General features: G+C 45.2%; 22 protein-coding genes and 1 pseudogene. 20 read left to right on the top strand and 3 right to left on the bottom strand.

What is annotated here, in order from left to right; all coding sequences use genetic code 11:
* Nucleotides 1-3 precede the first annotated feature (3 nt).
* The 16 genes and pseudogenes from QOS01_RS00470 to QOS01_RS00545 all read left to right on the top strand — a co-directional run bounded on the left by QOS01_RS00470 (nt 4) and on the right by QOS01_RS00545 (nt 15,304).
* Nucleotides 4-2,217, top strand: coding sequence for a phage tail protein (locus QOS01_RS00470; protein WP_283620609.1), 2,214 nt, complete (start codon nt 4-6; stop codon nt 2,215-2,217).
* A pseudogene (locus QOS01_RS00475) lies at nt 2,210-3,568 on the top strand (NlpC/P60 family protein); the annotation flags it as partial. The gene QOS01_RS00470 and the pseudogene QOS01_RS00475, both read left to right, overlap by 8 nt.
* Before the next feature lie 178 nt (nt 3,569-3,746).
* Nucleotides 3,747-7,052, top strand: coding sequence for a hypothetical protein (locus QOS01_RS00480; RefSeq protein ID WP_283620610.1), 3,306 nt, complete (start codon nt 3,747-3,749; stop codon nt 7,050-7,052).
* The gene (locus QOS01_RS00485) at nt 7,049-7,204 is read left to right on the top strand and encodes a hypothetical protein (RefSeq protein ID WP_283620611.1); all 156 of its coding nucleotides are present in this window, start codon (nt 7,049-7,051) and stop codon (nt 7,202-7,204) included. The genes QOS01_RS00480 and QOS01_RS00485 overlap by 4 nt, the downstream gene beginning before the upstream one ends.
* Nucleotides 7,204-7,467: a hypothetical protein gene (locus tag QOS01_RS00490; protein WP_283620612.1), complete on the top strand. Its 264-nt coding sequence runs from the start codon at nt 7,204-7,206 to the stop codon at nt 7,465-7,467. The genes QOS01_RS00485 and QOS01_RS00490 overlap by 1 nt, the downstream gene beginning before the upstream one ends.
* A gap of 13 nt (nt 7,468-7,480) precedes the next feature.
* A complete protein-coding gene (locus tag QOS01_RS00495) occupies nt 7,481-7,951 on the top strand; it encodes an alpha-amylase (protein WP_283620613.1) in 471 nt (156 codons plus the stop codon).
* 11 nt (nt 7,952-7,962) lie between these two features.
* Entirely contained in the window at nt 7,963-8,148 is a 186-nt protein-coding gene (locus QOS01_RS00500) for a hypothetical protein (protein ID WP_283620614.1), read from the top strand.
* 14 nt (nt 8,149-8,162) lie between these two features.
* A complete protein-coding gene (locus tag QOS01_RS00505) occupies nt 8,163-8,651 on the top strand; it encodes a hypothetical protein (RefSeq protein ID WP_283620615.1) in 489 nt (162 codons plus the stop codon).
* An 11-nt stretch (nt 8,652-8,662) separates the two neighbouring features.
* The gene (locus tag QOS01_RS00510; protein WP_283620616.1) at nt 8,663-8,986 is read left to right on the top strand and encodes a hypothetical protein; all 324 of its coding nucleotides are present in this window, start codon (nt 8,663-8,665) and stop codon (nt 8,984-8,986) included.
* Nucleotides 8,987-8,991: 5 nt separating this feature from the next.
* The gene (locus QOS01_RS00515; RefSeq protein WP_283620617.1) at nt 8,992-9,384 is read left to right on the top strand and encodes a phage holin, LLH family; all 393 of its coding nucleotides are present in this window, start codon (nt 8,992-8,994) and stop codon (nt 9,382-9,384) included.
* Nucleotides 9,377-10,822: a GH25 family lysozyme gene (locus tag QOS01_RS00520; RefSeq protein WP_283620618.1), complete on the top strand. Its 1,446-nt coding sequence runs from the start codon at nt 9,377-9,379 to the stop codon at nt 10,820-10,822. Before QOS01_RS00515 ends, QOS01_RS00520 begins: the two co-directional genes overlap by 8 nt.
* Before the next feature lie 12 nt (nt 10,823-10,834).
* Nucleotides 10,835-13,048 (top strand): collagen-like domain-containing protein, encoded by a 2,214-nt coding sequence (locus QOS01_RS00525; RefSeq protein ID WP_283620619.1) that lies wholly within the window; start codon nt 10,835-10,837, stop codon nt 13,046-13,048.
* Nucleotides 13,049-13,052: 4 nt separating this feature from the next.
* Nucleotides 13,053-14,006, top strand: coding sequence for a hypothetical protein (locus QOS01_RS00530; protein WP_283620620.1), 954 nt, complete (start codon nt 13,053-13,055; stop codon nt 14,004-14,006).
* Nucleotides 14,007-14,484: 478 nt separating this feature from the next.
* A complete protein-coding gene (locus tag QOS01_RS00535; protein WP_283620621.1) occupies nt 14,485-14,655 on the top strand; it encodes a hypothetical protein in 171 nt (56 codons plus the stop codon).
* 159 nt (nt 14,656-14,814) lie between these two features.
* Entirely contained in the window at nt 14,815-15,069 is a 255-nt protein-coding gene (locus QOS01_RS00540) for a hypothetical protein (protein WP_283620622.1), read from the top strand.
* A 25-nt stretch (nt 15,070-15,094) separates the two neighbouring features.
* Nucleotides 15,095-15,304 carry a hypothetical protein gene (locus tag QOS01_RS00545; RefSeq protein WP_283620623.1) on the top strand — a complete coding sequence of 70 codons (210 nt, stop codon included), beginning with the start codon at nt 15,095-15,097 and terminating at the stop codon, nt 15,302-15,304.
* Between the two features lie 817 nt (nt 15,305-16,121).
* On the opposite strand, the gene QOS01_RS00550 is transcribed toward QOS01_RS00545, so the two are convergent.
* The 3 genes from QOS01_RS00550 to QOS01_RS00560 form a co-directional block, all read right to left on the bottom strand.
* Complete coding sequence (locus QOS01_RS00550) at nt 16,122-17,543, bottom strand: C69 family dipeptidase (protein ID WP_283620624.1); 1,422 nt, start codon at nt 17,541-17,543, stop codon at nt 16,122-16,124.
* Between the two features lie 104 nt (nt 17,544-17,647).
* Nucleotides 17,648-18,748 carry a M24 family metallopeptidase gene (locus QOS01_RS00555; protein ID WP_283620625.1) on the bottom strand — a complete coding sequence of 367 codons (1,101 nt, stop codon included), beginning with the start codon at nt 18,746-18,748 and terminating at the stop codon, nt 17,648-17,650.
* A gap of 113 nt (nt 18,749-18,861) precedes the next feature.
* Nucleotides 18,862-19,821 (bottom strand): L-lactate dehydrogenase, encoded by a 960-nt coding sequence (locus QOS01_RS00560; RefSeq protein WP_047770466.1) that lies wholly within the window; start codon nt 19,819-19,821, stop codon nt 18,862-18,864.
* Nucleotides 19,822-20,165: 344 nt separating this feature from the next.
* On the opposite strand from QOS01_RS00560, the gene QOS01_RS00565 reads away from it, so the two are divergent.
* The 4 genes from QOS01_RS00565 (at nt 20,166) to QOS01_RS00580 (ending at nt 22,645) form a co-directional block, all read left to right on the top strand.
* Nucleotides 20,166-20,468, top strand: a complete 303-nt coding sequence (locus tag QOS01_RS00565; RefSeq protein WP_047770464.1) for a hypothetical protein — start codon at nt 20,166-20,168, stop codon at nt 20,466-20,468.
* 67 nt (nt 20,469-20,535) lie between these two features.
* Nucleotides 20,536-21,495: a 50S ribosomal protein L11 methyltransferase gene (gene prmA, locus QOS01_RS00570; RefSeq protein WP_283620626.1), complete on the top strand. Its 960-nt coding sequence runs from the start codon at nt 20,536-20,538 to the stop codon at nt 21,493-21,495.
* Between the two features lies 1 nt (nt 21,496).
* Entirely contained in the window at nt 21,497-22,252 is a 756-nt protein-coding gene (locus tag QOS01_RS00575; protein ID WP_283620627.1) for a 16S rRNA (uracil(1498)-N(3))-methyltransferase, read from the top strand.
* A 66-nt stretch (nt 22,253-22,318) separates the two neighbouring features.
* Nucleotides 22,319-22,645, top strand: a complete 327-nt coding sequence (locus QOS01_RS00580) for a hypothetical protein (RefSeq protein WP_283620628.1) — start codon at nt 22,319-22,321, stop codon at nt 22,643-22,645.
* The last annotated feature ends 12 nt before the right edge of the window (nt 22,646-22,657 follow it).

Genomic DNA, 22,657 nt, shown 5'->3' on the forward strand with positions numbered 1-22,657 from the left:
ACTATGATTTCACCACTAGAAGCTTTAGAAAATTATCGCTATACCTACTTTGGATTCATGTCACACCCGACAGAGAAGAATCCCTGGCAGGCGACACCGATGATGGCAGTATCTAATAATCTTACTCAATGGGAAGAGGTTACTGGTTTCGACCAATTAGAGGGGCTGCGTGATGGCTTTCTAAAGAAGATTGGCGACTACTATTACATCATTGGTACGGGTGGTTTTTATAAGACTAATGACTTCATTACTTTTACGCCGCTCAAGGGACTGGATAAAGGCAGTTACAAAAACCTATGGGCACCTGAAATATTTCAGGATAATGACGGTGCATATCATATTGTCTACTGTGCAGGTGATATGGATAAAGGTACCTTTGATGTCTTAATTGCCAACTTCGATCCTAAAACCGATGAAATTACTGTACAGAATCAGCCAGTCAGCTTTTACGTTGATGACATCGACAACACTTGGCGGATTGACCCCGACATCACAGTAATTCATGGGATTTACTATCTTACAATTGCTGGGAACTATATTTTTAGCTCGAATGATTACATAGGGCCTTATCAAAAATTTCCAGTTAATTTTGCGCCAACACCGCAAAAGTTTGGGCCACATGATAGCTTGATTGACGGTTGGGTTGAAGGCCCAAGCATGTTTGTAGATGGTGATGCTGTACGATTATTTGCTGACCAAACGGACGGTAATGGGCTGGTATTTCGGTCTGCTACGGTTGACGATATGTTCGACTGGACAGGAATGGAAAAGACCCACTGCTCATTTAAGATGCGGCACGGTTCTATCGTTGTTAACGATTCAGTTAATGCAAGCGTTGATACAGAGGTCGATGATGCGCCTAAAATTGATGATAAATTGACTATTAAAGGGCTACACGATAAGCACGAGGTAGCCCTTACTTGCTTTATGAAAAATTCCTTCCAATGGCAATATGAAAACAATCAGACTAATCAAATTCAGTTTGTTGCCTATGATGACGGCTCGCCGTCCTTCTCGTGCATTGCGATTGAATCAATAATTGTCTTTAATAACGACTTATTTATTATCAAAAACATTGAAGAAGACGACAACGGGTCGGAGTTATATACGGTTACGGCCATGCAATATGTCAATTCTGAAATTGGACGGGTACGTCAACGAAATGTCAGAAATGGTACGTTAACGTACACGGTTGACGCCGTTTTAGATTACTTTCTTAACGACAAGAAGGCTAATCCCTTTGGCTTCACGTATCACGTGTTTGGTGACTTTGATAAACAGCAAATCGAAAACCTTGGTGCCTGTTCGGGTAAGGATATGATTTCAAAAATCATTGAAACCTGGCCGGGCACTATTGTTTATCCCAAGGGTATGACTATTAACGTTTATGCGCCGGGTAGCTTTAAAAAGAATTACGGTCGTCGAATGGTTTACAAGTACCACTCAACTGATATGAAGCTTACTGAAGATTCTACTAATATCGTTAATCAAGTCCTGGCTATCGGTGCTACTAAAGACGACAACGATAACCAAGCTGATAATCAAAACGGTGGTAGTAGCAACAGTGGTACTGGTAGCACTACGAACAATAATAATGGTGGCGGCAACGCAGGCGGGAATACCGGTGGGAATACTGGTAATCAGCAACCTACACAGAAACCACAGCAGCCGGGCGTTACCCCAGGTGCTTCATTGGCTAGTGCCGAAGCCTTTGCTAAATCACCTATCAATTCTGATTTTGGTGTTAATAAAGACGCTATGCTTAGGGACTTTGCCGCACGTGACCACCGTGTCCATGCTTGGGGTGTTGACGTTAATCGTCTTTACGACACCGTTAAAGGACAAGGTATCAGTCCTGAGTGGTTCTTTGCTTACGACTTAACCGAACAAGACCCGATGGCCTGGTCGTGGTTGAACCACTTTGCTAATCACTTAGCTGACCCTTATCAAGACGCCATTCGTGTATGTAACTGGATAAAACAGTGGGCCTACAGTGATGGTTTTACTCCTGCTAGTGGTTTTGGTGCCTGGACTTCCCCGCAAATGCGGGCCCAATGGAATGCCGAATTCCACAAGGGTACGATTGGTCGACTTTACTTACAAGGTACGGCCGCCGCTGTTATGGAACTAGCACACGAGAACCCAGGACGGTATGGCCGGCCTATGGCTTGGTGTGTCAGCATGATTAAAGGCTGGGGGGGACGTGCCAATGGCTAATTTAGGCTGGGGCTGGCCGTTCCCTAATATCCCGGCTAATGGTCGACCAAGAGTTACCTTAAATGGTCAGCAATACGGACATACTGGCTGGATTCGTCCGGGTTCTACTAACGATTATCATGATGGTTTTGACTTTGGCGCTGGTCTTTACAACGGTAATTGCTTGGCTGTTCACCCTGGTACTGTTTATCAGATTGGTTCTTATACCTATTGGTGGTTTATCTGGATTAAATCCCCGGATGGTTACAACATCATATATCAGGAAGGCTTCAGACGTAGCGATATTTATGTCAATGTTGGTCAACAGGTTAATGTTGGTACACCTTTAGCGAGAGTAACCCAAGACCACACGCATATTGGTATTAGTAACAAGCCAATTGCGGTTGCATATCAGCACGCCTTTATGGACGACGGAACCTGGTTAAATCCAGTTGACGTTATTGCCAACGGTATTGCTAGTGGTGGTACTAATGTACCTGACCAACCACAACCAAGCGATCCACAGCAAAAGCAGGAAACCAAAGTTATTACTGAGGATAACAGTGCTCAATTTATTGCGGACGCCAAAAAATATCTTGGTGTTCCGTATGTCTGGGGTGGGCACAATAAAGCTAACCCTTGGGCAGGTATGGACTGTTCCGGATATGTAAGCCAGGTCTATCACGACTATGGGATTGAGATTCCGGCCTACACGATTGCGATGGAACATAACTTCAGAGAGATACCTTACTCAGAGGTTACAACCGGTGATGTTGCCTTTTTCGGCCCTCATGGTGGTACACACCACATTGAACTAATGCTGGATCATAACACTTGTATCTATGAGCCACAACCGGGTGAGGTTTGCAAAATGGAACCAATTAGTTGGAATTGGGGAACCTGGTACGGCCGTAATGACGCTATTCACAACAAGATATTCCCTACTAAGACGGTGACAACAACAGTTACGACTAAGCAAGATGATTCCTCATCATCTGACCAAGTGTCCTACTACTTCCAGCCCTTTACCGTGCAAGACGACCATTCGATTGAAATGTGGGGCCTGCACCCTGGTGAAGACGTACAAGACGACCGGTTTAAAGACCCTGATTCGATGAGAAAGTACGCACTAACTCAGCTGGTACCTGACCCGGTTATCAGTGTGGAAGTTATCACTGAGACGAATCTAGTACCAGTACCTGGCGAAGAGGTTTACCTAACCATTCCCGAGAAGGGCAGTTTAGTAGAACAATCAGATAAAACAACCCAGACGTCGTATAACACGACGGTAACGGTTGTCGGATTTACGCTATACCCGTTTGACCCAAGTCAGGGTACTGATATCACGTATGACAACTTGCAAGCGTCTATCCTTCATGCGCAGACCTATAGCTCTGACTTAAAGCGAATGGAGCAACTTGCCAACGCCATGCTGGATAGAATGCCTGAGGTCTACTACACCAAAAAAGACCCTACTAGTGGCCACACGGTTAAACCCGGCGCTATATGGGCCAATCCATATAGTAGTAAGGAACTAAAAGAAAAAGGGGGTGACAACAACGGCGGAAAGCACGACTCCGGAACAACCAACAACTCCGGTACAACCGACAACACCAGCAAGCCAAGCACCGGCGGACAGTCAGGCTCAACAACCAGTCCTTCAAGCGCACACTAATACCGCGGTGCCTCATGCGATTGCTGATTATGATACCGACTTAATTCAGTTGAACGTGTGGACAGGTACTAAGTGGGTCAATATCTTTGATGGTAACGATATGAATAACCTGAGTATTGACCTACACCGAGTAGCAAAGGTGGTTGACGACCAGGTTATCCAGATTAAAGACGCTGTTAAACGTGCCGATGATGCGGTTAAACAGGCTGGTAAGGCGGTCGATGATTCTGCTACTAATAAGCAGGCTATTGAAGATGTTAATAAAGCAGTCGATGAGGCTAAGCAAAGTGCTAGCGATGCGCTAGATAGGATTAAGAATCTTGCCACTGGTAGTGCAATTCAGGATATCCAAAACAGTATCAAGCAAACGACCGATGATGTCACCAAACTGAGAGACGACCAGGTTGCCCAATTAAAAAACGTCACTGGTCAAATTAACAACGCAGTAGCTAAAGCTAAAGCCGCCGCTGATTCACTTAATGCGAAGACGGAAGCCTTACAATCAGCCGTTAAAAACGTCCAGAGCGACGCAACGGTTGCTACTCAAACGGCCAGCGAGGCTAATATCACGGCTATCGATGCTAAAGGTGACGCCGCTGTTGCGATGACTACGGCTAAGCAAGTCACTGTTGACATGAAGAATGTACAAAACGATATCTTAGCTGCTAAAGCTACGGCTAGTGAAGCTACTATCACCGCTGGCAATGCTGCTAGTGATGCAATCACTGCAAAGACAACGGCTAGCGCGGCTTCTGTTACAGCTACCGACGCAAAAAGTGACGTAGCAGAGGTTAAGGCAACAGCTCAGTCAATCTCATCTCGTATGAGTGCGGTTGAGTCTGATACTGATAAAAGGATTGCCGCTAATAGTACAGCGATTGAACAAAACAAAAGTGCTATTACCCTTAAGGCTGACCAGTCATCAATCGACAAGCTCGATGGTGAAATGAGCAGTGCGACTGCTCAACTAGAAGTGCAAGCCGGTCAGATTAGTAGTAAGGCCGAATCAACAGAACTAAAAAAGGTATCTGATAAGGCCGACAGTGCGCAGTCGGACGCCCAAGCCGCTTCGACTAAGGCAGATAGTGCGATAGCTTCGATTGCTAAGAACACGACGGCGATTGACCAGAACAGTAAGGCAATTGCCCTAAAGGCTGACCAGACAACCGTTGATAAGATTAATAAAACCGCTACTGATAATTCGGCAGCGGTTAATGTTTTAAATAACGAGATTAAGTTGAAGGTCGATAGTACGACGGTTAATAAGATGATTGACGACAAGGGATTTACAACGGCTAAGCAAGCCCAAGCCTTAGTCGACCAATCTGCTACTAAGCTTAGTAGTACCATCACTGAGTTAAAGACGACCGTTGATAAAAACGGTAACTTGATTAACTCGACTAACGACAGGTTAACCAATGTCACTCAAGCCGTCGATGGTTTACAGACTACTGTTAAGGATAAAGCCAATCAATCACAGATAACTCAGTTAGCTAACGCCTTACAAGTCAAGTTATCTGGTTCAATCATTGCCCAAGCAACTGACGTTACTCTTACTTACACAGGCAAGGAAAACGAGTACCCTCCTGTCGCTCCTTTAGTTGGTATGAAGGACGTAGATAAGGGTTCAACGCTGATACTGTCATTTGACTATGTTGCCAGCGACGATACGAAACTGACTCCACAACTAGACGGTGACCCTTGGGTTCCTTGGGGAACCATTGTTAACGCCACTCCTGCCGCTAAAGGTAAGAAGGGCAGCTATAGTATGACGATAACTGTCAATGATGATTCCTGGCAAAAGGGTAACGCTAAGAACCTATGTATTCGTTGTGACGGTTTCAAAGGCACGATTGAGATTACTAACCTGGTCCTTAAATATGCTGATACGACTTTGCATGACGTCCAAAGTAGTTTTGATATGCTTCGTGACGACATTAATTTACGTGTTACTAAAGGTAAGTTAATCAGCCAAATCAACCTCGAAGCCGGTCGGACACTGATTCAGTCTAGCAAGATTTTCCTGGACGCTGACTCAGTAGTCTTCGGTGGAACGGCGTTTATTCCTTCTGCGGCAATTGTAGATATTGCGGCGGATAAGATTACGTCGGGAACACTGGACGCCGGTAACATTCGAGTGATTAACCTCACCGCTGACAATATCCACGGTGGGACACTTGACGTGGGTAATATGCACGTTAAAAACTTCTCAGCCAATGATATTGAAGCTGGTTTGCTATCAGGGGTTACCTTTCGTTCGGGAACCAAAAGCCGGTTTTTTCAGACTTCAAAAGATAATATCTATTGGTTTAAGGACCTTAGTGCCCCTCTCGATGCCGGTGGTAGCTCAATGATTGGGGCTGATACCTATATCAACCCAGCCGGTGGTTTAACAGTTGCGGACACCAAGTTAATTCAACTTACGACATGGGGCGGTGGGAATCTCAACCCCGATGGAACCGTTACTGGGGTATCAGGTACGATGGGACACCCGAAATTAATGGTTGATTTAGATGGTGTTTTTAACCCCATGGACGAATTCGGTAACGATTATGTTAATGGAGGAGCAAAAACATCTTCAATTTACCAATGGGTAAGTGACCATGAATTTACAAGGCTATCACAGCATTTTGGTTTCCAAGTTTACCTTAACAGTAAGATTGACCATTCCGAATTTGACGTTCAAAAGGACGACAAAATGGGTGCTTATTTTGGAAAAGGCAATAACGGTAATGAGATTGAATTTGTGCTTGCCGGTAATGGCGCTGCGTTTAATGTCAACGCCCCATTAAATGTTAACGGTCTGCGTGTAACTGGTGCAAAAAATTCAGTGGTTAAGACTTCCCAAGGCTATGTTGGTATCAATGCTTATGAAACTGCTGAGTATTACTTCGGCGATATTGGAGAAGCGGATACTGGTGAAAATGGTCAAGTAGTAATTGGTATCGACAAAATCTTTAGTGAAACGATTAATACGAAAGTTACATATCAAGTATTTATTACACCATATAGCGATTGTCACGTCTGGGTAGACCAGCGGTTTGGCAATCGCTTTGTTGTTAAATCGGATAAGCCCAACGCCCAATTCGGTTGGGAGCTAAAGGCTAAGCGTAAAGGGTATGAGAATTACCGTTTACGCCATGTTGACGGTATTAAAGAAAAAGGAGAATTCAAAGTATGAATGAAAAAGTAGATGCAAACGAAGTTATTGCAGAATTGCAAAGTGACATTGCTGAAAAGGCACTACAAATTGCCTTGCTAAAGGCACAATTAAAGGCTGCTAAGAAGGTAGAAGCAAAGCCAGAAGAACCAGCACAAGGAGATGAACAATAATGAACATTTACATGAATAAGTTTACCTACAACTACGATGCTGACGGTAATATTTCCGATGCTCAAGTTGGTTTGTACGGTAATGATTCTGACGGTGAATACGTTAGTTGTAATTTGACTATCAAGACTGACGAATTGGGTAAGGATAAGACCTTTGATAACGTCACGATTAGCGATGTGCTGAATCTGGCTAAGGCTAAGGCACTTAAGTACCTGCAACCTGATGATAAGAAAGCTGCAGATACAACTAGCACAACTGTATAAGGAGGCGGTCTAAATGGCTGATTCAATGCCTGACTTAGATATCTGGTACGAACCGTCGCCGTTCCAAAACTCACAAGCTTACGAACAGAAGAACCACAACTGGTCGGTGCTTGCCAACTACGGTAAGTACTTAGGTAACTACCTGAAAGGCATTACGGACGGTTGGGAAGTTCGTTTTGCCGCCCAACTTAACCAAATCCCACAGCCAAATGAAGTAATTGATGCGCGCGTAGATATCGAGAACCACACGTTCCCGGATTTACACGCGCATTTGATTAACATCGAAAAAACACGGGTCAAGTTTGAAGAATCTGACTATGAAGGCGCTGGTTCTAATTCACTGGCTATCAACCTTAAGATTCGTGACCTAGGAACGGATTCGGCTGGTATGTCCTACTCACCGCAAGGAACGGTGCAGGAAGACACACCCCGTATGGGATATACGGAATGTCAAATTAAAGACTTATCGATTGTGCCAGGTTAGGAGGCTAGATTATGAGTTTTAACCCACACGTAAAACTGTTCGTTGAAGATGACGAAGGCAATAAGCGGCAGGTCTACCCCGAGACTGATATCGAATCACTGATTGGCTTCGGTGATAAGAACGGTGACTTGGTAGACCGAATTGCAAAACTAGAAAAGAAAGTGGACAACCTGGATAACCTTGTCCGCTACCACTAAAAGGAGGAATGAATATGGTTGAAGCTACTAAAGCTTATTTACGAGATAAAGATAATAAGAACCTACTGGTCGGCTCTGATTGGTCAATCATTCAGAACAAGCCTAAAAATCTGGCCACGACTGATCAATTGGGGAAACTATCAGATTGGAAACGTGATGGTATTCAATACGAGAACGGTGCTTACGACTGGGATCACGTCAACAACGGGTACAACTGTGCCTATCGTGTCGCTGATTTTGGGAGCTTTAAGCTGGTTGAAGTCCGGCTGGCGTTCGGTGTAAATAAGGACATCGTGCAAGAAGTTGAATGTATCAAGATGCCAGCCGCAATTCGTCCCGATGGAAACGAAGAATTCCTAATGGCCACCGGTACTCGTGGTGTCATGATCCACACTAAGCCTGATATGACAGTCGGCGTATACTGCCAGCAATTCGGCAGCGGTGATAAGTACACCGCTAATAGTCTGCTAACTTTCCACAACGTCTATCTCACTACTCTATAGGAGGCGGTCGCATGCACCATTTTTTGGGATATTCACTCGATGAGTGGATGGCGATAACCACTATTGTTTCAATTGCCGGTGGCATTCTGATTTGGCTTCTTAACGTAGCAATAAAGAATGGAACCGAGAAGCTATCTAACTCAGTTAAAACGTTAATTAATCAGATGGATAATTTAAGCCATTCTCTTGATTCGATTGGATCCTCAAGCCGACGTACCGAAAATCGTGTTGATCGACTCGAGGATAAATTTGAGGAGCACATTGGTGAGGCAAAGGTGAGGAATACGCGGATTAAGAACCTCGAACAAGAGGTTTTTAAGCGGAAGGAGAAATAACGAACATGATGAAAACCATTAATGACATCGTTAACTGGCTTATTTCTAGCGGCGCTCTATCAGCGCTTTTTATTTTTGCCTGGAAATACCTTAAGCCGGTAATGATCGAAAAACAAAAGCACGCTAAGACCGTGCAGGAACGGGAATTAATCGAATTGCTTAACCAGCTAGCTGATAACGCCGTTAACAGCCTAGTAAGTAATAACGAAGCCACCGGACATGATAAGTTTAAACAAGCTACCTCACTAGTAGGCGGTGCCCTTGCTGACAAGGGTTTTGACGTTAAGCGGGAAACGGTTGAGCAAGCCGTCCAATCAGCTTATGAAAAGAGTGATTTAACGCCGACAGTTGACCCTAACGCTAAGCCTCAGACCGGGGTGGTGGTACACAATGGCTAATTACGGATATGTACTAGACGTATCTGCCTTCCAGCCAGCAGCCGTTTACTATAGTTTCTGGCAACGTTGGAAGGCACGGGGTGTCAAAGGTGGAATCGTAAAACTGTCAGAAGGAACGGGCTGGACGAACGGCTACGGCGCTGGTCAGATTGCTGCTATTCGACACGAAGGATTAATGGCAAGCGGTTATCACTTTAGCCGGTTCCGTGGTAATTCCTACCAAGCCGTCCAGGAAGCTAACCTTGCGATTGCCTGTGCCCGTCAAATGGGACTACCACAAGGTTCACCGTTGGTACTGGATTATGAAGAACGACTGGGCTATCGGGGTCCTAACACTCAGGCAGCAATTGCCTTCCTTAAGTGTGTTAAGGCAGCCGGTTATGTACCCGTGTTCTATTCATATTCCGGTATGGCTAGCCTGTGGGATTGTGACGCTATCTATAACGCCACTGGAGCAGTAGTTTGGATTGCGGCTTATCCTACGATGGGGCCAGTAACCGCGCCTTATATGAACTACTTCCCTGGTATCTCTAACCACATTGGCGCATGGCAATTTACGGATAACTTCTTTGGTGAACACATCGACGGTTCTATTGATTTAACGGGGGTGTTTACACGAATGGCACAAACAAAGATTACACAAGGTGGACACCTTGACGGGTACCGCTTTGAAAATAACAAGTTAGTAGTAGATGGTTGGTTTGCCAGTGAGAAGACACAGGGCAAGCCATTTTCTTATGTCATTATTACCGATAATAATGGTCATGAATTTGCGCGGGCAGCAGTTAACCTGACTGACCGGCCGGACGTATCTAAGACTTTTCCTGATATTCCAGGGGCTGGTAAATCCGGTTTTAGTGCAAGTTTTGACTATGTATCTGGTATGGCTGGCAAGACCTTAAAGGTTATCTTCCGCTACACCGATGATAAGGACGGCAATGGTAACTTCCTTGACTACACCGCACCGATTACGCTTAATAAATCGGAAGCCTTCTTAGACAGCAAGTCGGTCACAGTCGACACTAATGACCTTTATGTATCCGGCTGGTTCACCAGTGATTACGCATTGGGTAAGAAGAGCCAGTACCTTATCTTGTATGACGTTAATGCAAAGAAGGAACTACAACGAATCAAGACAACACCTATCGAACGGAAGGACGTAGCCGCACAGCATGCTGATATTTACGGTTCTGCTGTATCTGGCTTCGGCGGTCGGTTCAAGTATGACGGTAATCTGGTAGGACGTAAGCTACAGGTCATTGCCCGTTGGTCAGATGACGACAAATTTGGTGAAGGCCAGCACGTTGACTACTGGTTTGAACCATTTAATGGACCAGCAATGCCGATGTTAAATGGCGACACGTCTATCACGATTCGTTGCCATGACTTCTCCGCCAAGCGTTTTGACGACGACACAATTGAAGTAACTATGAAGTAAGGAGGCGAAACAATGCCATTAAAAGGAACCGCAATTGAAGGCGTTGATATCGATGTCAGTGCTTTTAAGCACGGCGATACGACCGTTGACTTTCATATCAACTTAAGTAACATTTATGGTGATCCGGTGCGGGCTAACACATTGCATACCTTCACCGCTAAGGTGGCTAATAATTCAGGATATATTGGTGACTACCCATGTACGATCGATGGGGTAAACCTGTTAATCGATAGTAATGAGTTTTTCCAATTGCCACCGGATAACTACTCAATGGAAATTTGGGAAACATGGACTAACCTTGATGGGACTAAGGACACGGCAATCTATCCATCACCATCAAAGGTCCTTCAATTCACGATTAACGAAAATATCAAGGATAAGACCGGTGAAATTGTTAAGCGATTTGACTTTCAAGAAGCGGTTGAAAATACGGTTAAGAGCTTCCTGAAGAATCACCCAGGTAGTGGCGATGTTGATCTTCGGGATTATGCAAAAAAGAGCGACATTCAACGTCAACTTGGGGACTATGCTAAGAAAACCGAACTGCCCAAGATCGTTCTGGATGAAAGGAGCCGGGTACTAGACATTAATGGCCAGGAACTCACTATTCCAGAAAGCGTTGATCTGTCTGGATATGCTAAAAAGGGTGAGGTCCCACAAGTCACTTATGATGCCGAGCATCGGTCACTGACCGTCAACGGGGTAGCGGTTGATCTCCCGGCCAGTGTGGACTTATCAAACTATTACACTAAGGCTGAAATGGATAACAAACTCAGCAAGGCCGCCACTGGTGGGACAGTAGATTTGACTGGCTACTTGAAAGTTGCGGACGCTGACAAGAAGTATGCCACAAAAGCAGAGGTGCCAAGCATTGAGGGGTTGGCAAAAGAGTCTGACATTCCCAAGGTTGTCTTGGATGTAGTCAAACGTACTCTTACTATTAACGGTCAAACTGTTGATATTCCAGATAGCGTTGATTTGTCGCACTTCTACACTAAGGACGAAGTTGATAAGAAGCTGACTGACATCGCTTCTGGCGGTAAAGTCGATCTTACTGGATACCTTACTAAAGTTGATGCGGACAGTGATTACTTAGCCAAAGGTAGCATAACTCTGGACACTAGCAAGCGAGTCTTAACCATTAGCGGCCAGACGATCAATATTCCAACAGCTTCACAAGGCCCTGCTGGTCACGATGGAAAAAATGGTAGTGATGGAACTACCCCTCACGTTGACACTGCCACTGGAGACTGGTTCTTAGGTGACAAAGATACCGGTGTCCACGCCCAAGGTGAGCAAGGTAAAACCGGCCAAACTGGTGAAGATGGGATTACCCCGCACATTGATAAAACCACCGGCAACTGGTTTGTCGGCGATAATGACACTGGGATTCACGCTCAGGGTGCTACTGGGAAGACTGGTCAAGATGGTAAAGACGGGGTTACTCCACACATCGGCGATAACGGCGACTGGTTTATCGGCGATCAGGACACCAATCTTCCATCTCGTGGAGTACAAGGACCACAGGGGGAACCCGGCAAAGATGGTGATCGAGGACCCAAAGGTGACCCTGGTACACCCGGTCAGCAAGGCGCTGACGGCAAGGATGGTAAGGATGGGAAAGCTTTTGCCATTGCCAAGACTTTTACGTCAAAGACTGATATGTCCAGTGACGGTTTGACTGACGGTGATTTCGTCATGATCGCTTCAGAAGTCGGTGACCCAGACAACGCTTCAATGTACTTGTGGAATGGTACTGAGTTTAAGTTCATTGCTGACTTCTCCGGTGCCCAAGGGGTTCGAGGGCCTAAAGGTGAAGATGGTAAACAAGGCCCACAAGGCGATCCTGGGCAACCCGGCCGGCAGGGTGCTCCCGGTGCGCCAGGGAAAGATGGAATAACTCCGCATATCGGTAGCAATGGCAACTGGTATCTTGGTGATCAAGATACTGGGAAACCTTCCCGGGGTACGCAAGGCCCACAGGGGGAACCAGGTAAAGATGGCCAGCCAGGTGTTCCCGGTGCATCAGGTAAGGACGGAGATACTCCTTATATCGGATCAAATGGCAACTGGTATCTTGGCTCAAGAGACACTGGAAATCCTTCACAAGGCAGAGCTGGTAATGATGGCAAGACTCCGATTCGTGGCACTGACTATTGGACCGATGCGGATAAAGCCGAGATTAAAAAGTGGGTTGAGGACGCAATCCTAAACGGGGAGTGGTGATCAAATGTCATTAGACGACAAGATGACAGAGCTGGCTGACGCTATTAGGAGTAAAACTGGAAAAACCGGCAAATTGTCAATTCATCAGATGGTTAGTGCACTGACTCCAAGTGGAAACGTATACTGGAATGGTAACTTATTAGGCGACTTAGACGACGCAAATATACACTTGTTTGCTAAGCCCATTCCTGCCCATACCAAGATTAGTGACATTATTATCACTTCTGATAAGCCTACCGATGCAGGTGCCGGAACCATTATCTTAAAGTTTGAGAATCCAGATAAAGTTAATATGGCATATGTTGATTATACAAATGGATGGTGGTTTATTCATGTTAGTGCACCTGGTGAATATGAAGACGTAACCGAGCTGCCTGATGACCTAATTGGGATTAGCACATTTGCAACAATCAACAATCTGAAAATAGTCGTTAAGGGAACTGGTATTAGTGAATTACCTACGTATACAAATGTTCTTCAGGCTTATACGGGACTTGCTAATGCCATTAAAAAGAGTACCGGTACTTCTGGGAAATTAACCATTGAAAAAATGATTAATTTATTAGGCGGTACGACATCAAAAGACGATACCCCAGCTACTCCTTCCCAGCCAGTTACTCCTTCTCAACCAGCTACTCCTTCCAAGACAGTCACCGTTTTTGAAAATTTACAAATTTCGACCTTCGGTGGGGGCTCGTATGATTTCACGAGTCCTGTGCCGTTAGGAGATACGAGATTAGAAGTAACATTGCAAGTAGTTAATAGCGGTACGGGTTCTGTTACAATTTCAATCCCAGGAACATCAATCAGTAAAACGATTGCGTCAGGAGGATGGGGGTACCATACTCTTACTGCAACACTTGATATACCTAGTGGAATGGCAAACTCCATTAAAGCAATAAATGTAGATGTTGGTCGTCGAAATGCACTAAAACAGCTAACTGTTGTAGCCAAATAATTTAATAGTAAAAATAAATAGTATATTATAGTACAAAAAAGAGGTGAAAATTCCTCTTTCAGTTTAACCGTGACCCGGAGGCGTGTGGAAAGCGTCTGCCGGGTCTTTTTTATTTACAAAAAATATTGCTTTATCTATGTTAATAAGGTATAATATAATTGTAGTCAAGGAAAGGAGTCGCGACCTTACCAAGGCTACAGCGTTCCGGAAGTGATTCCCTGAATCCGGAAAGGGGATGATACTGATGGAAACAAAAGTCAACCGGAAAGAGAGGCTGCCATGTTATCGCACTGACAATTTGGTTGTTGTCGGTAGCCGCGATTAACTTCGCTAAGGCTTATGCGATAATAAAAAAAGCTAATCGCAAATAGCGGTTAGCTGGTTAGTCTAATTTCCGGAACGCAAGAAGTCAAGAGATGGAGCCTCTTGGCTTTTTGCATATTCAGTATACCATATTAACGTGAGAAGGTCGATACAGATGGTTAGTGATGCCCAGAAAAGAGCCAAACAAAAATGGGATAGTAAAAACAAAGATAAGAACCGAGTGTATCGCTATCGTTCTTACGCTCGTAAATTTATCCGTGATTTAGCAACCGATGATGACTTACGAGAACTACAAAAAATGATAGACAAGCGATTTAGTGAGTAATTAAAAAATGAACTATTCATCATTGGAATGGTTGGTCTTTGTATTATATTTGTCGTATAATATAATTAATCATAAAGCTTACTGGAGTCAGCCGTGGAAAAGGCTGGCTCTTTTTCGTATACTTTAAATATGCAGGCTTTATGATTCGAGGTAAGTTTTATGAATGTCATTAAAGAGATAGATGAAATGATGGTTACACTATCAATAATAGCAACAGCAATCTATATATTAGTTGAGCATACTAAGAAATGGCCTTCTACAATTGTTTTGGCAGTTTTTCTAGTTATCTGGGTTCAACTCGTGTATCATCTTTTCAAAATAGTAAGATTGAATAATAAAGGGATTGCATTTGGTAGTAGTTTTACTGAAAATGATAGTAATGATCTAGTGAAAAGACTCAACAAAAAAAGTTGAAGAGCTAAGTAATTATGATAAAGAATTGCAAAACAGAATTGAAAAAACTCATCGACAATTAGTAGAGCTAAAAAAGAATGAGGCAGGTTTACAAGAACAAATAAAGACCATTAATGAAAGCGTGGATACCATAAATAAAGAAATATCAGAAGTGCCAAAATTAACAATCCAAAGGGTACCAACGGCAGAATTACTTGAAACGTTTTATTTTACTAATGGCGGTGAAGTCAAATAATAATCAAGTGCAAAGAATGAAAAAATCGGTGCAAAATCATGACGTTTTGCACCGATTTTCTTACCACAAAATTACCACCTCGTTTCCATATGGTTGAATACTCCTTAATCATGATTAATTGTGATACCAATTATTTCTTCCTATAATAAAGCAAAAAAATTACACGCTAAATCAGTTTAATTTATATTAATCCTTGTGAATATTTCCAATCTTATTCGAAGCCTTCATGGCCGTTTTGAAGACCGATGAGGAAACCGACGAGCGTTAAACGTTGATATAGCAGCATTTAACAAAAAGTCATTACCCCAAGCTAGACCAATTTGAGGCCGCTTTTCCCTGAATTTTCCCTTAATTTTATTATTCAGGGAAGGCACTAAGGGAAAGAAAACGAAATTCTAGGCTGATTCAGGGAAGGATTAAAGCTTAGCTATCTTGTCGAAGAGACTTGCAGTTTCACGCTTCTTTCTGTCAGTTAGGTGGACGTAGGTGTTCATCGTAGTTTCGATTTTCGAATGTCACAATTGTTGATGGACTATACTACACAGATAATTAATTGAATTCGGCGTAATTGGTTTTCCGTTTTCTTTAGGGTATGGCAAAATTATTAGCTGCATTCATGCTGTTTTGAAGACCGACAAACTTAAACGTTGATATCATGGTGACGCTTTTTGGAAGTGCATGTGGTCTATTCTTAAGACTCTGTGAAATGGAAGCGGCCCATTAAGGCAATTACTGCGAACATAAAAATGAGTAGGTACAAGACTATTAAGCCTTTGTACCTGCTCATTTTTAAAATAATTTGGGATTTTTACCGTATTTAAAGGTTAGGGTCCATCTTAAATGACATTCGGGAAAGCTCACATCCCTGGGTTAACAGGTCAAAAAGCAGTTCCTTCGTTCGCTGGTTGTAGTGACTAGCAATCGCATGGTTTTGGGCTGTTAAGTAGGCAGTAAGCTCTTCACCAGTCAGTGCCTGGGCCTTTTGATCCACTTCCGCAATCTTACGCCGGCCCCATTCATTTAGCTCTTTTTGATAGTCCTCATCCTGTTCAATGAACTCATTGTAGTGGCTTTCAACGACCTCGGCGAGGGCTTCGTTTAACCAGTATGCACTCTTAAGGTCCATCTTGTTGGGAACGACCCGGTAAGATTCATCAGTATTCGTGGCATTAGCAAAGAATGGCACGTAGGGGTTGAACGCGGGGACCCCGAGTTCCTGCCAGTGAATACTGGTTTGGAACTGCTGAGGGTCGCGCAGCTGAAGAATATGCGATTCAGCAGTCCGGGAAAGTGAGATTGCCCGGTAAGTTTTGCGCTCCGGTGCGGTCCCCATTGGGTCGAACTTGGTCTCATTGAAGTGCGATTTAAGGACGTACTGGACGTCTTCAACCGCAATCTTGAATTCAGCCTTACGGATAAACGGCATGTCGTTATCTTCCGGTTCCTGACCCTTTGCGGCTACCGGGCTGAGGTACCGTTGGGCAAACCATGTTCGGGGAGTGTTGTAGTGGCGGTCCTTTTGGGTACTAGTCCCAAAGATGTGACGGAAATTCCACTTATCTACATCCGGGTTCAGCTGGTGCTGTTCGACGAATTCGCGAATATGCGGGGCCCACATGTAGTTGGCCGGGTTATTAAAGTCGATGTCTTCAATCGCAACCTGGTTGGGGGTTACCGCATAACAATCATCGGGGATGCGAACGGCTACCCACTGGTGACCAGTGACAACTTCCATGTACCAGACCTCATCCTGGTCAGCAAACTGCATCCCGTTGCCTTCTGCTGACCCATACTTTTCAATCAGTTTACCGGTGTAGGAAACACCCTCCCGTGCGGAATGGATGAAGGGGAGGACCAGGGTACAGAGTGAATCCTCGGCCAGCCCACTTTTGATGAAGGGGTCATAGGCTAGTACCCGGTTATTAGCGTAAACACTTTCGGTAAACGAAGCGGCGACGTTAGCCTCATTAATCCCGGCTTCCTCGTTTGGCCCGGCGCTTTGATCAAGACTCGGTAGCGAAGTGTAGCGCATCCCGGCGGTCGGCATTTCCACCGTTAGCTTATTGTAAGGCGAAATATATGTCTCGTCTCGTCCTTGAACAGCGGGTTGGACAATGAACCGCTTGGGTTCGATTGCCTTCACCCGGTCCTCGTTGCGGGAAATGATCGGGGTTCCCTCGAGGGCCGCCTTCTTCCCAACCATAATCGAGGTGCAGGCATCACGATTTTTCTTTTGCATTTCTATCCCTCCAAATAGTAGTTCACTCTTTTATGATACCGCAATTGTGGTGGTTTAAAAAAATAACCAATGATAAAGTCTTATCATGGTTATTTATTGACCCATTAAAGGTTAAATGTTTTGAGTTCCTTGCTGGTGTGGGTGAAGGGTTCACAGCCATTAGCAGTAATATGAACGCAGTCCTCAATCCGGACACCGGCGACACCTGGAATATAAATCCCGGGTTCAATTGAGAAGCACATGCCAGGCTGGAGAACCAGCTTGTTTCCGGCCATGATTGAAGGAAACTCGTGATCACTCATTCCCAGACCGTGTCCCAGGCGGTGGATAAAGTACTCACCATAGCCAGCCTTGGTAATTACGTCCCGGGCCACAGCATCCAGTTCCTCCGCAGTGATTCCCGGATGGGCAGCATCCTGGGCGCTCAGTTGGGCCTCAAGGCAGACCTGGTAGATATCCTTTTGCTTGGTGTTTAACTGACCAACTGCCACGGTGCGGGAAACATCACTGGCGTAGCCCTTAACCATACAGCCGAGGTCAAAGAGGACGAGTTCATTGTTCTGGACCTGATTGCTTGAGGTGGCACCGTGCGGTTCAGCGGCGTGAGCACCCGCTTGAACAAGGGTGTCAAAGCTGGTGTGCATGATACCGTGCTTCTTTAGGGCATACTCGAGGTTAGTTGCAATTTCCTGCTCACTTCGGCCAATAGCGAGGTTTTTAAAGCCCTCTTCGAGCATAAAGTCAGCCCACTTGCCGGCCTGATTAAGCTTTTCAATCTCATCAGGGCTCTTGATTAGTCGCATCCGTTCAATCGTGGGCGTCAGGTTAGTGGTGAATTTAGCATCAGGGAATTGCCCTTTGAGGTGGAGCAAGCGGTCAACGGTCAGGTGACTTTCTTCAATTCCCCACTTGGCGGGGTGGGCGACGCGTTCCTTGACATGTTCGGCAATAATGGCGAAGGGATCTTCATGATCAAGGTAGCCATAAATGTCACCTGACCAACCGGCTCCCTTAGCGGCCTCCACTTCGAGGGCCGGGGTGAAGAAGAACGGCTGGGCATCAGGAAAGATGAGCAGGGCCATTACCCGTTCTAATGGTTCCTCATAGAAACCAGTGAGGTAGCCAATGGTCATCGGGTCGCTGATGTAAGCGACGTCAATGTTAGCTTTGATAATTTGTTCTTGTAGGTCGGTAATTTTTGACAAGGAAAGTCCCTCCTTAAAGATTAGTACCCTTATCATATCCTAACCAGCAAAAAAATGGCAAACAAAAAAGGCCTGAATAGTAACCCAGACCCTTAGAAGTAATAATTTAAATGTTAGTTATTACCTTCCAGCTTAGCCAAACCGTTCTTAGCAACCTTTTCCAGTTCAGCAGCAGAAGCAGCCATAGCCTTCTTTTCACGGTCGTTAAGAGGAACTTCAATAACACGGGCAACACCAGAAGCGTTGACAACGGCTGGGGTACCGATGTAGAGGTCCTTCAAACCGTATTCACCGTTCATTGGAGCACCGATTGGGAGAACAGCGTTTTCATCACGCAGGATGGCACGAGAAATCCGCATCAGGGCAGTAGCAACACCGTAGAAGGTTGCACCCTTGCGGTTAATGATTTCGTAAGCCTTGTTACGAACGTCGTCTTCAATCTTAAGGAGTTCGTCAGTTGAAACGCCTTGTTCCTTAGCGATGTCCAGTAATGGCTTACCACCAATAGTAGCACTGGAGTAAGCAGCAAATTCGGAGTCACCGTGTTCAGCCATGATGTTGGCAGAAACGTCACGTGGGTCAACGTCGAACTTCTTAGCAAGGGCAACCCGCAGACGAGCGGAGTCCAGAGAAGTACCGGAACCAACAACCTTGTTCTTTGGGAAACCAGAGAACTTTTGAACAGCGTAGGTTAAGATATCAACTGGGTTAGCAGCAACCAGGAAGATACCATCAAAGCCGGACTTCATAATTGGTTCAACAACGGACTTGATAATCTTCAGGTTCTTGTCAACTAATTGAAGACGAGTTTCACCAGGCTTTTGTGGAGCACCGGCAGTGATAACGACCAGGTCAGCATCTTTGCAGGTGTCGTAGTCGGCGGAGTAGATGTTCTTTGGAGCAGTGAATGCAGTAGCATCTTCCAGGTCCAAAGCGTCACCTTCAGTACGCTTCTTAACAATATCAACAATGGCGAATTCTTCAGCAATCCCTTGTTGAGCCATTGCAAAGGCATAACTTGAACCAACGGCCCCGTCACCGACGAGGACAACTTTTTGATGATTCTTAGACATAATTAGCAATCTCCCTTTCGTCTTTTGCAATTATCGAGATTAAATCTCCAAAAAATATTATAGCATTCCTTTGTGAAAAATCTATAATATAAGACAATTTTAACATGATAATATTGGCCTTATCACAAAATAACTATTTCACAAACTCTATAAAACTTGCTAATTAGGCTTGCAAAACAAACGTAAATAATATTTATTAAGGGGCAAACTTAATAGTGTTTTAACTTTGGTAGAGTCAGAACATGTGCTAAAATAAAAATACCTACAATTAACTTTCGCGCGAGAAAGTTAATCAAATAATTTCGGAGGAGGTGATTACCATTTTAAATCGCACTAAACAGTTCATGCGTGACAATGATTTAATGTACAAGCGTGAATACATTCGGCCGATGATGACTCCCCAACATGTCTACGTTTTTCGTTTTGGTAAGCATCGGCTTAACAACCGGGTAATCATTCGATACTCCCATACCTGGACGGGACGCCTAAAGATCAATGAAATCGACGTTCGTTTACACCACCAACACCATCCGCGGATTTTCTTAACCGAGTCGGATTTGATTGACTATTTAAAGCACCACATGGAAAAAGAAAAGAAAAAGCGGGCGCGTGAGGAAGAGAATCACCATGTTGATGATGACGAATAATTATTATGAGCAGGAATCGTGACCATCGAAGGGTGGTCACGATTTTCTTAATTTCAAGGAGGAAAAAATGAACTGGACATCAGTAACGGTCGTGACATCTAGTGAGGCAGTTGAAGCAGTTAGCTATATCTTAACGAATGAGGGGGCAGAGGGAATTCAGATTGACGATGCTGCCGATTTCGCCAATCTCCGTCCGGGAAAGTATGGAGAACACGGCGAAATTGTTGACCCGGATGAGATTCCCCACCGGAAACAAGGGGCCGCGGTAACCGGCTACTTTCCGGAGAAAGCCTTTATGCCAGAAATTGTCCCGACAATCAAAATGCGGGTTGCCAAACTAAAGGATTATGGACTGAACCCGGGAAATGATCAGGTAACAGCAGCGACGGTCAATAATAAGGATTGGGCAACTGTCTGGCAAAAGTATTACCACCCGTTACGGGTAACTAATGAACTGACCATCGTTCCCCAGTGGGAGGACTACCAGCCGGCCCAGCAGAGTGAGAAACTGATTTATCTTGACCCGGGAATGGCCTTTGGAACAGGGACCCACCCCACAACCCGTTTAATGATGGAAGCACTCGAAAAAGTTGTCCGCGGGGGCGAGTCAATGATTGACGTCGGAACAGGTTCCGGGGTGCTCAGTATTGCTGCTAAGCAGCTTGGTGTGGGTGCGGTGGCCGCATACGACGTTGACGAAGTTGCGGTCCGTTCGGCAAAGAAAAATATCGCCCTGAACCCAGTTGCTAGTGATATCAAGCTTGGTGTCAATAGCTTGCTGGATGGCATTCATACGCAGGTCGATATTGTAGTCGCAAATATCCTGGCGGAGATTATCGTCCCACTAATTCCACAGGCCTACGAGAACCTCAAGCCTGGTGGCCTGTTCCTAACTTCCGGAATTATTGATGATAAGGCGGAATTGATTCGTCAGAAGCTAACGGCCCAGGGCTTCATTATTGATAGTGAAACTAAGATGAAGGACTGGCACGGTATTATTGCCCACAAACCGGCGGAGGACGAGTAAGATGCAGCGTTATTTCATTGATGAACATGCCCAAAATGGTCGAGTAGTTCTGCCAGCAAAGATTGCCCACCACCTGACGACCGTTTTAAGGGCAGAAGTTGGCACACCGGTTGAGCTTGTCCTCGCTGACCACCAGGTCTACCTAGCGAAGGTTGCGGTGACAGAGCCAGAGACAATTGTCAAGATTGACCACGCTTTAGGTAAAAACAGTGAACTCCCGGTTGACGTGACGATCCTTTGTGGCCTTCCCAAGACTAAGGAAAAGCCAGAGCTGATCGTACAAAAGGCTACTGAACTAGGGGCTAAACGAATCGTCTTCTTTGAAGCCCAGCGGTCGGTTAGCCACTGGACGTCAAAGAAGCAGCAAAAAAAGGTTGCTCGCCTGCAAAAAATTGCGGATGCTGCTGCCGAACAGTCTCACCGCAATTACCAGCCTGTAGTAGCCTACTATTCGAACCTCAAGCAGGCGCTGGCGGCTAACCCGGCTGATTTTCGCCTTGTTGCCTGGGAGGAGTCTGCCAAGCAGGGAGAAAAGAGCGGCCTGGCCCGGTGCCTACAAAAGATCAAGGCTCATCAGTCGCTCCTCGCGGTCTTTGGTCCAGAAGGTGGCCTTACAACAACGGAGGTTGACCAAATGGCTGCGGCAGGTGTCCAGCCGGTTGGCCTCGGTCCCCGGATTTTGCGGACGGAAACGGCCCCCCTGTACTTTTTGGCTGCTGTTTCCTACGCTTGTGAGTTGGCAACCCCGGTTAACTAAGTTTTGTGCTACAATTAAGCAGATAAATTTGGGCATTAAATTGCCAAAGTATAAGGTGTTGAGAGAATGAATTGGATCAAGAAAAATGTTGACATGTTTTTGTGGGGCGGGGGAATCCTCTTTGGGGTCCTAGTACCAGTTTTGGCACTCAAGTTTTTGCCGTTTACCAAGGCAATGTGGGTCGGCTGGGTCCTGGTCGTAATTAATTGCTGTTACTGCGTTTGGTTAGGCAGTTATCTTTACCGTCACGCCGCTCGCTGGTGGACGCTGTTCGTCTTTCCAATCTTATTTTTAGCGGCCGCTTACGTCTGGATGCCAAAGTACACGTATTACTTTGCCGCCGCCTACTTAGCAATCACTTACCTGTCCTGTTCGACGCGTAAGCAAGATTAAGACGAAGGGAGG

It is taken from the genome of Limosilactobacillus avium, from assembly GCF_947381485.1.
GTDB lineage: Bacteria > Bacillota > Bacilli > Lactobacillales > Lactobacillaceae > Limosilactobacillus > Limosilactobacillus avium.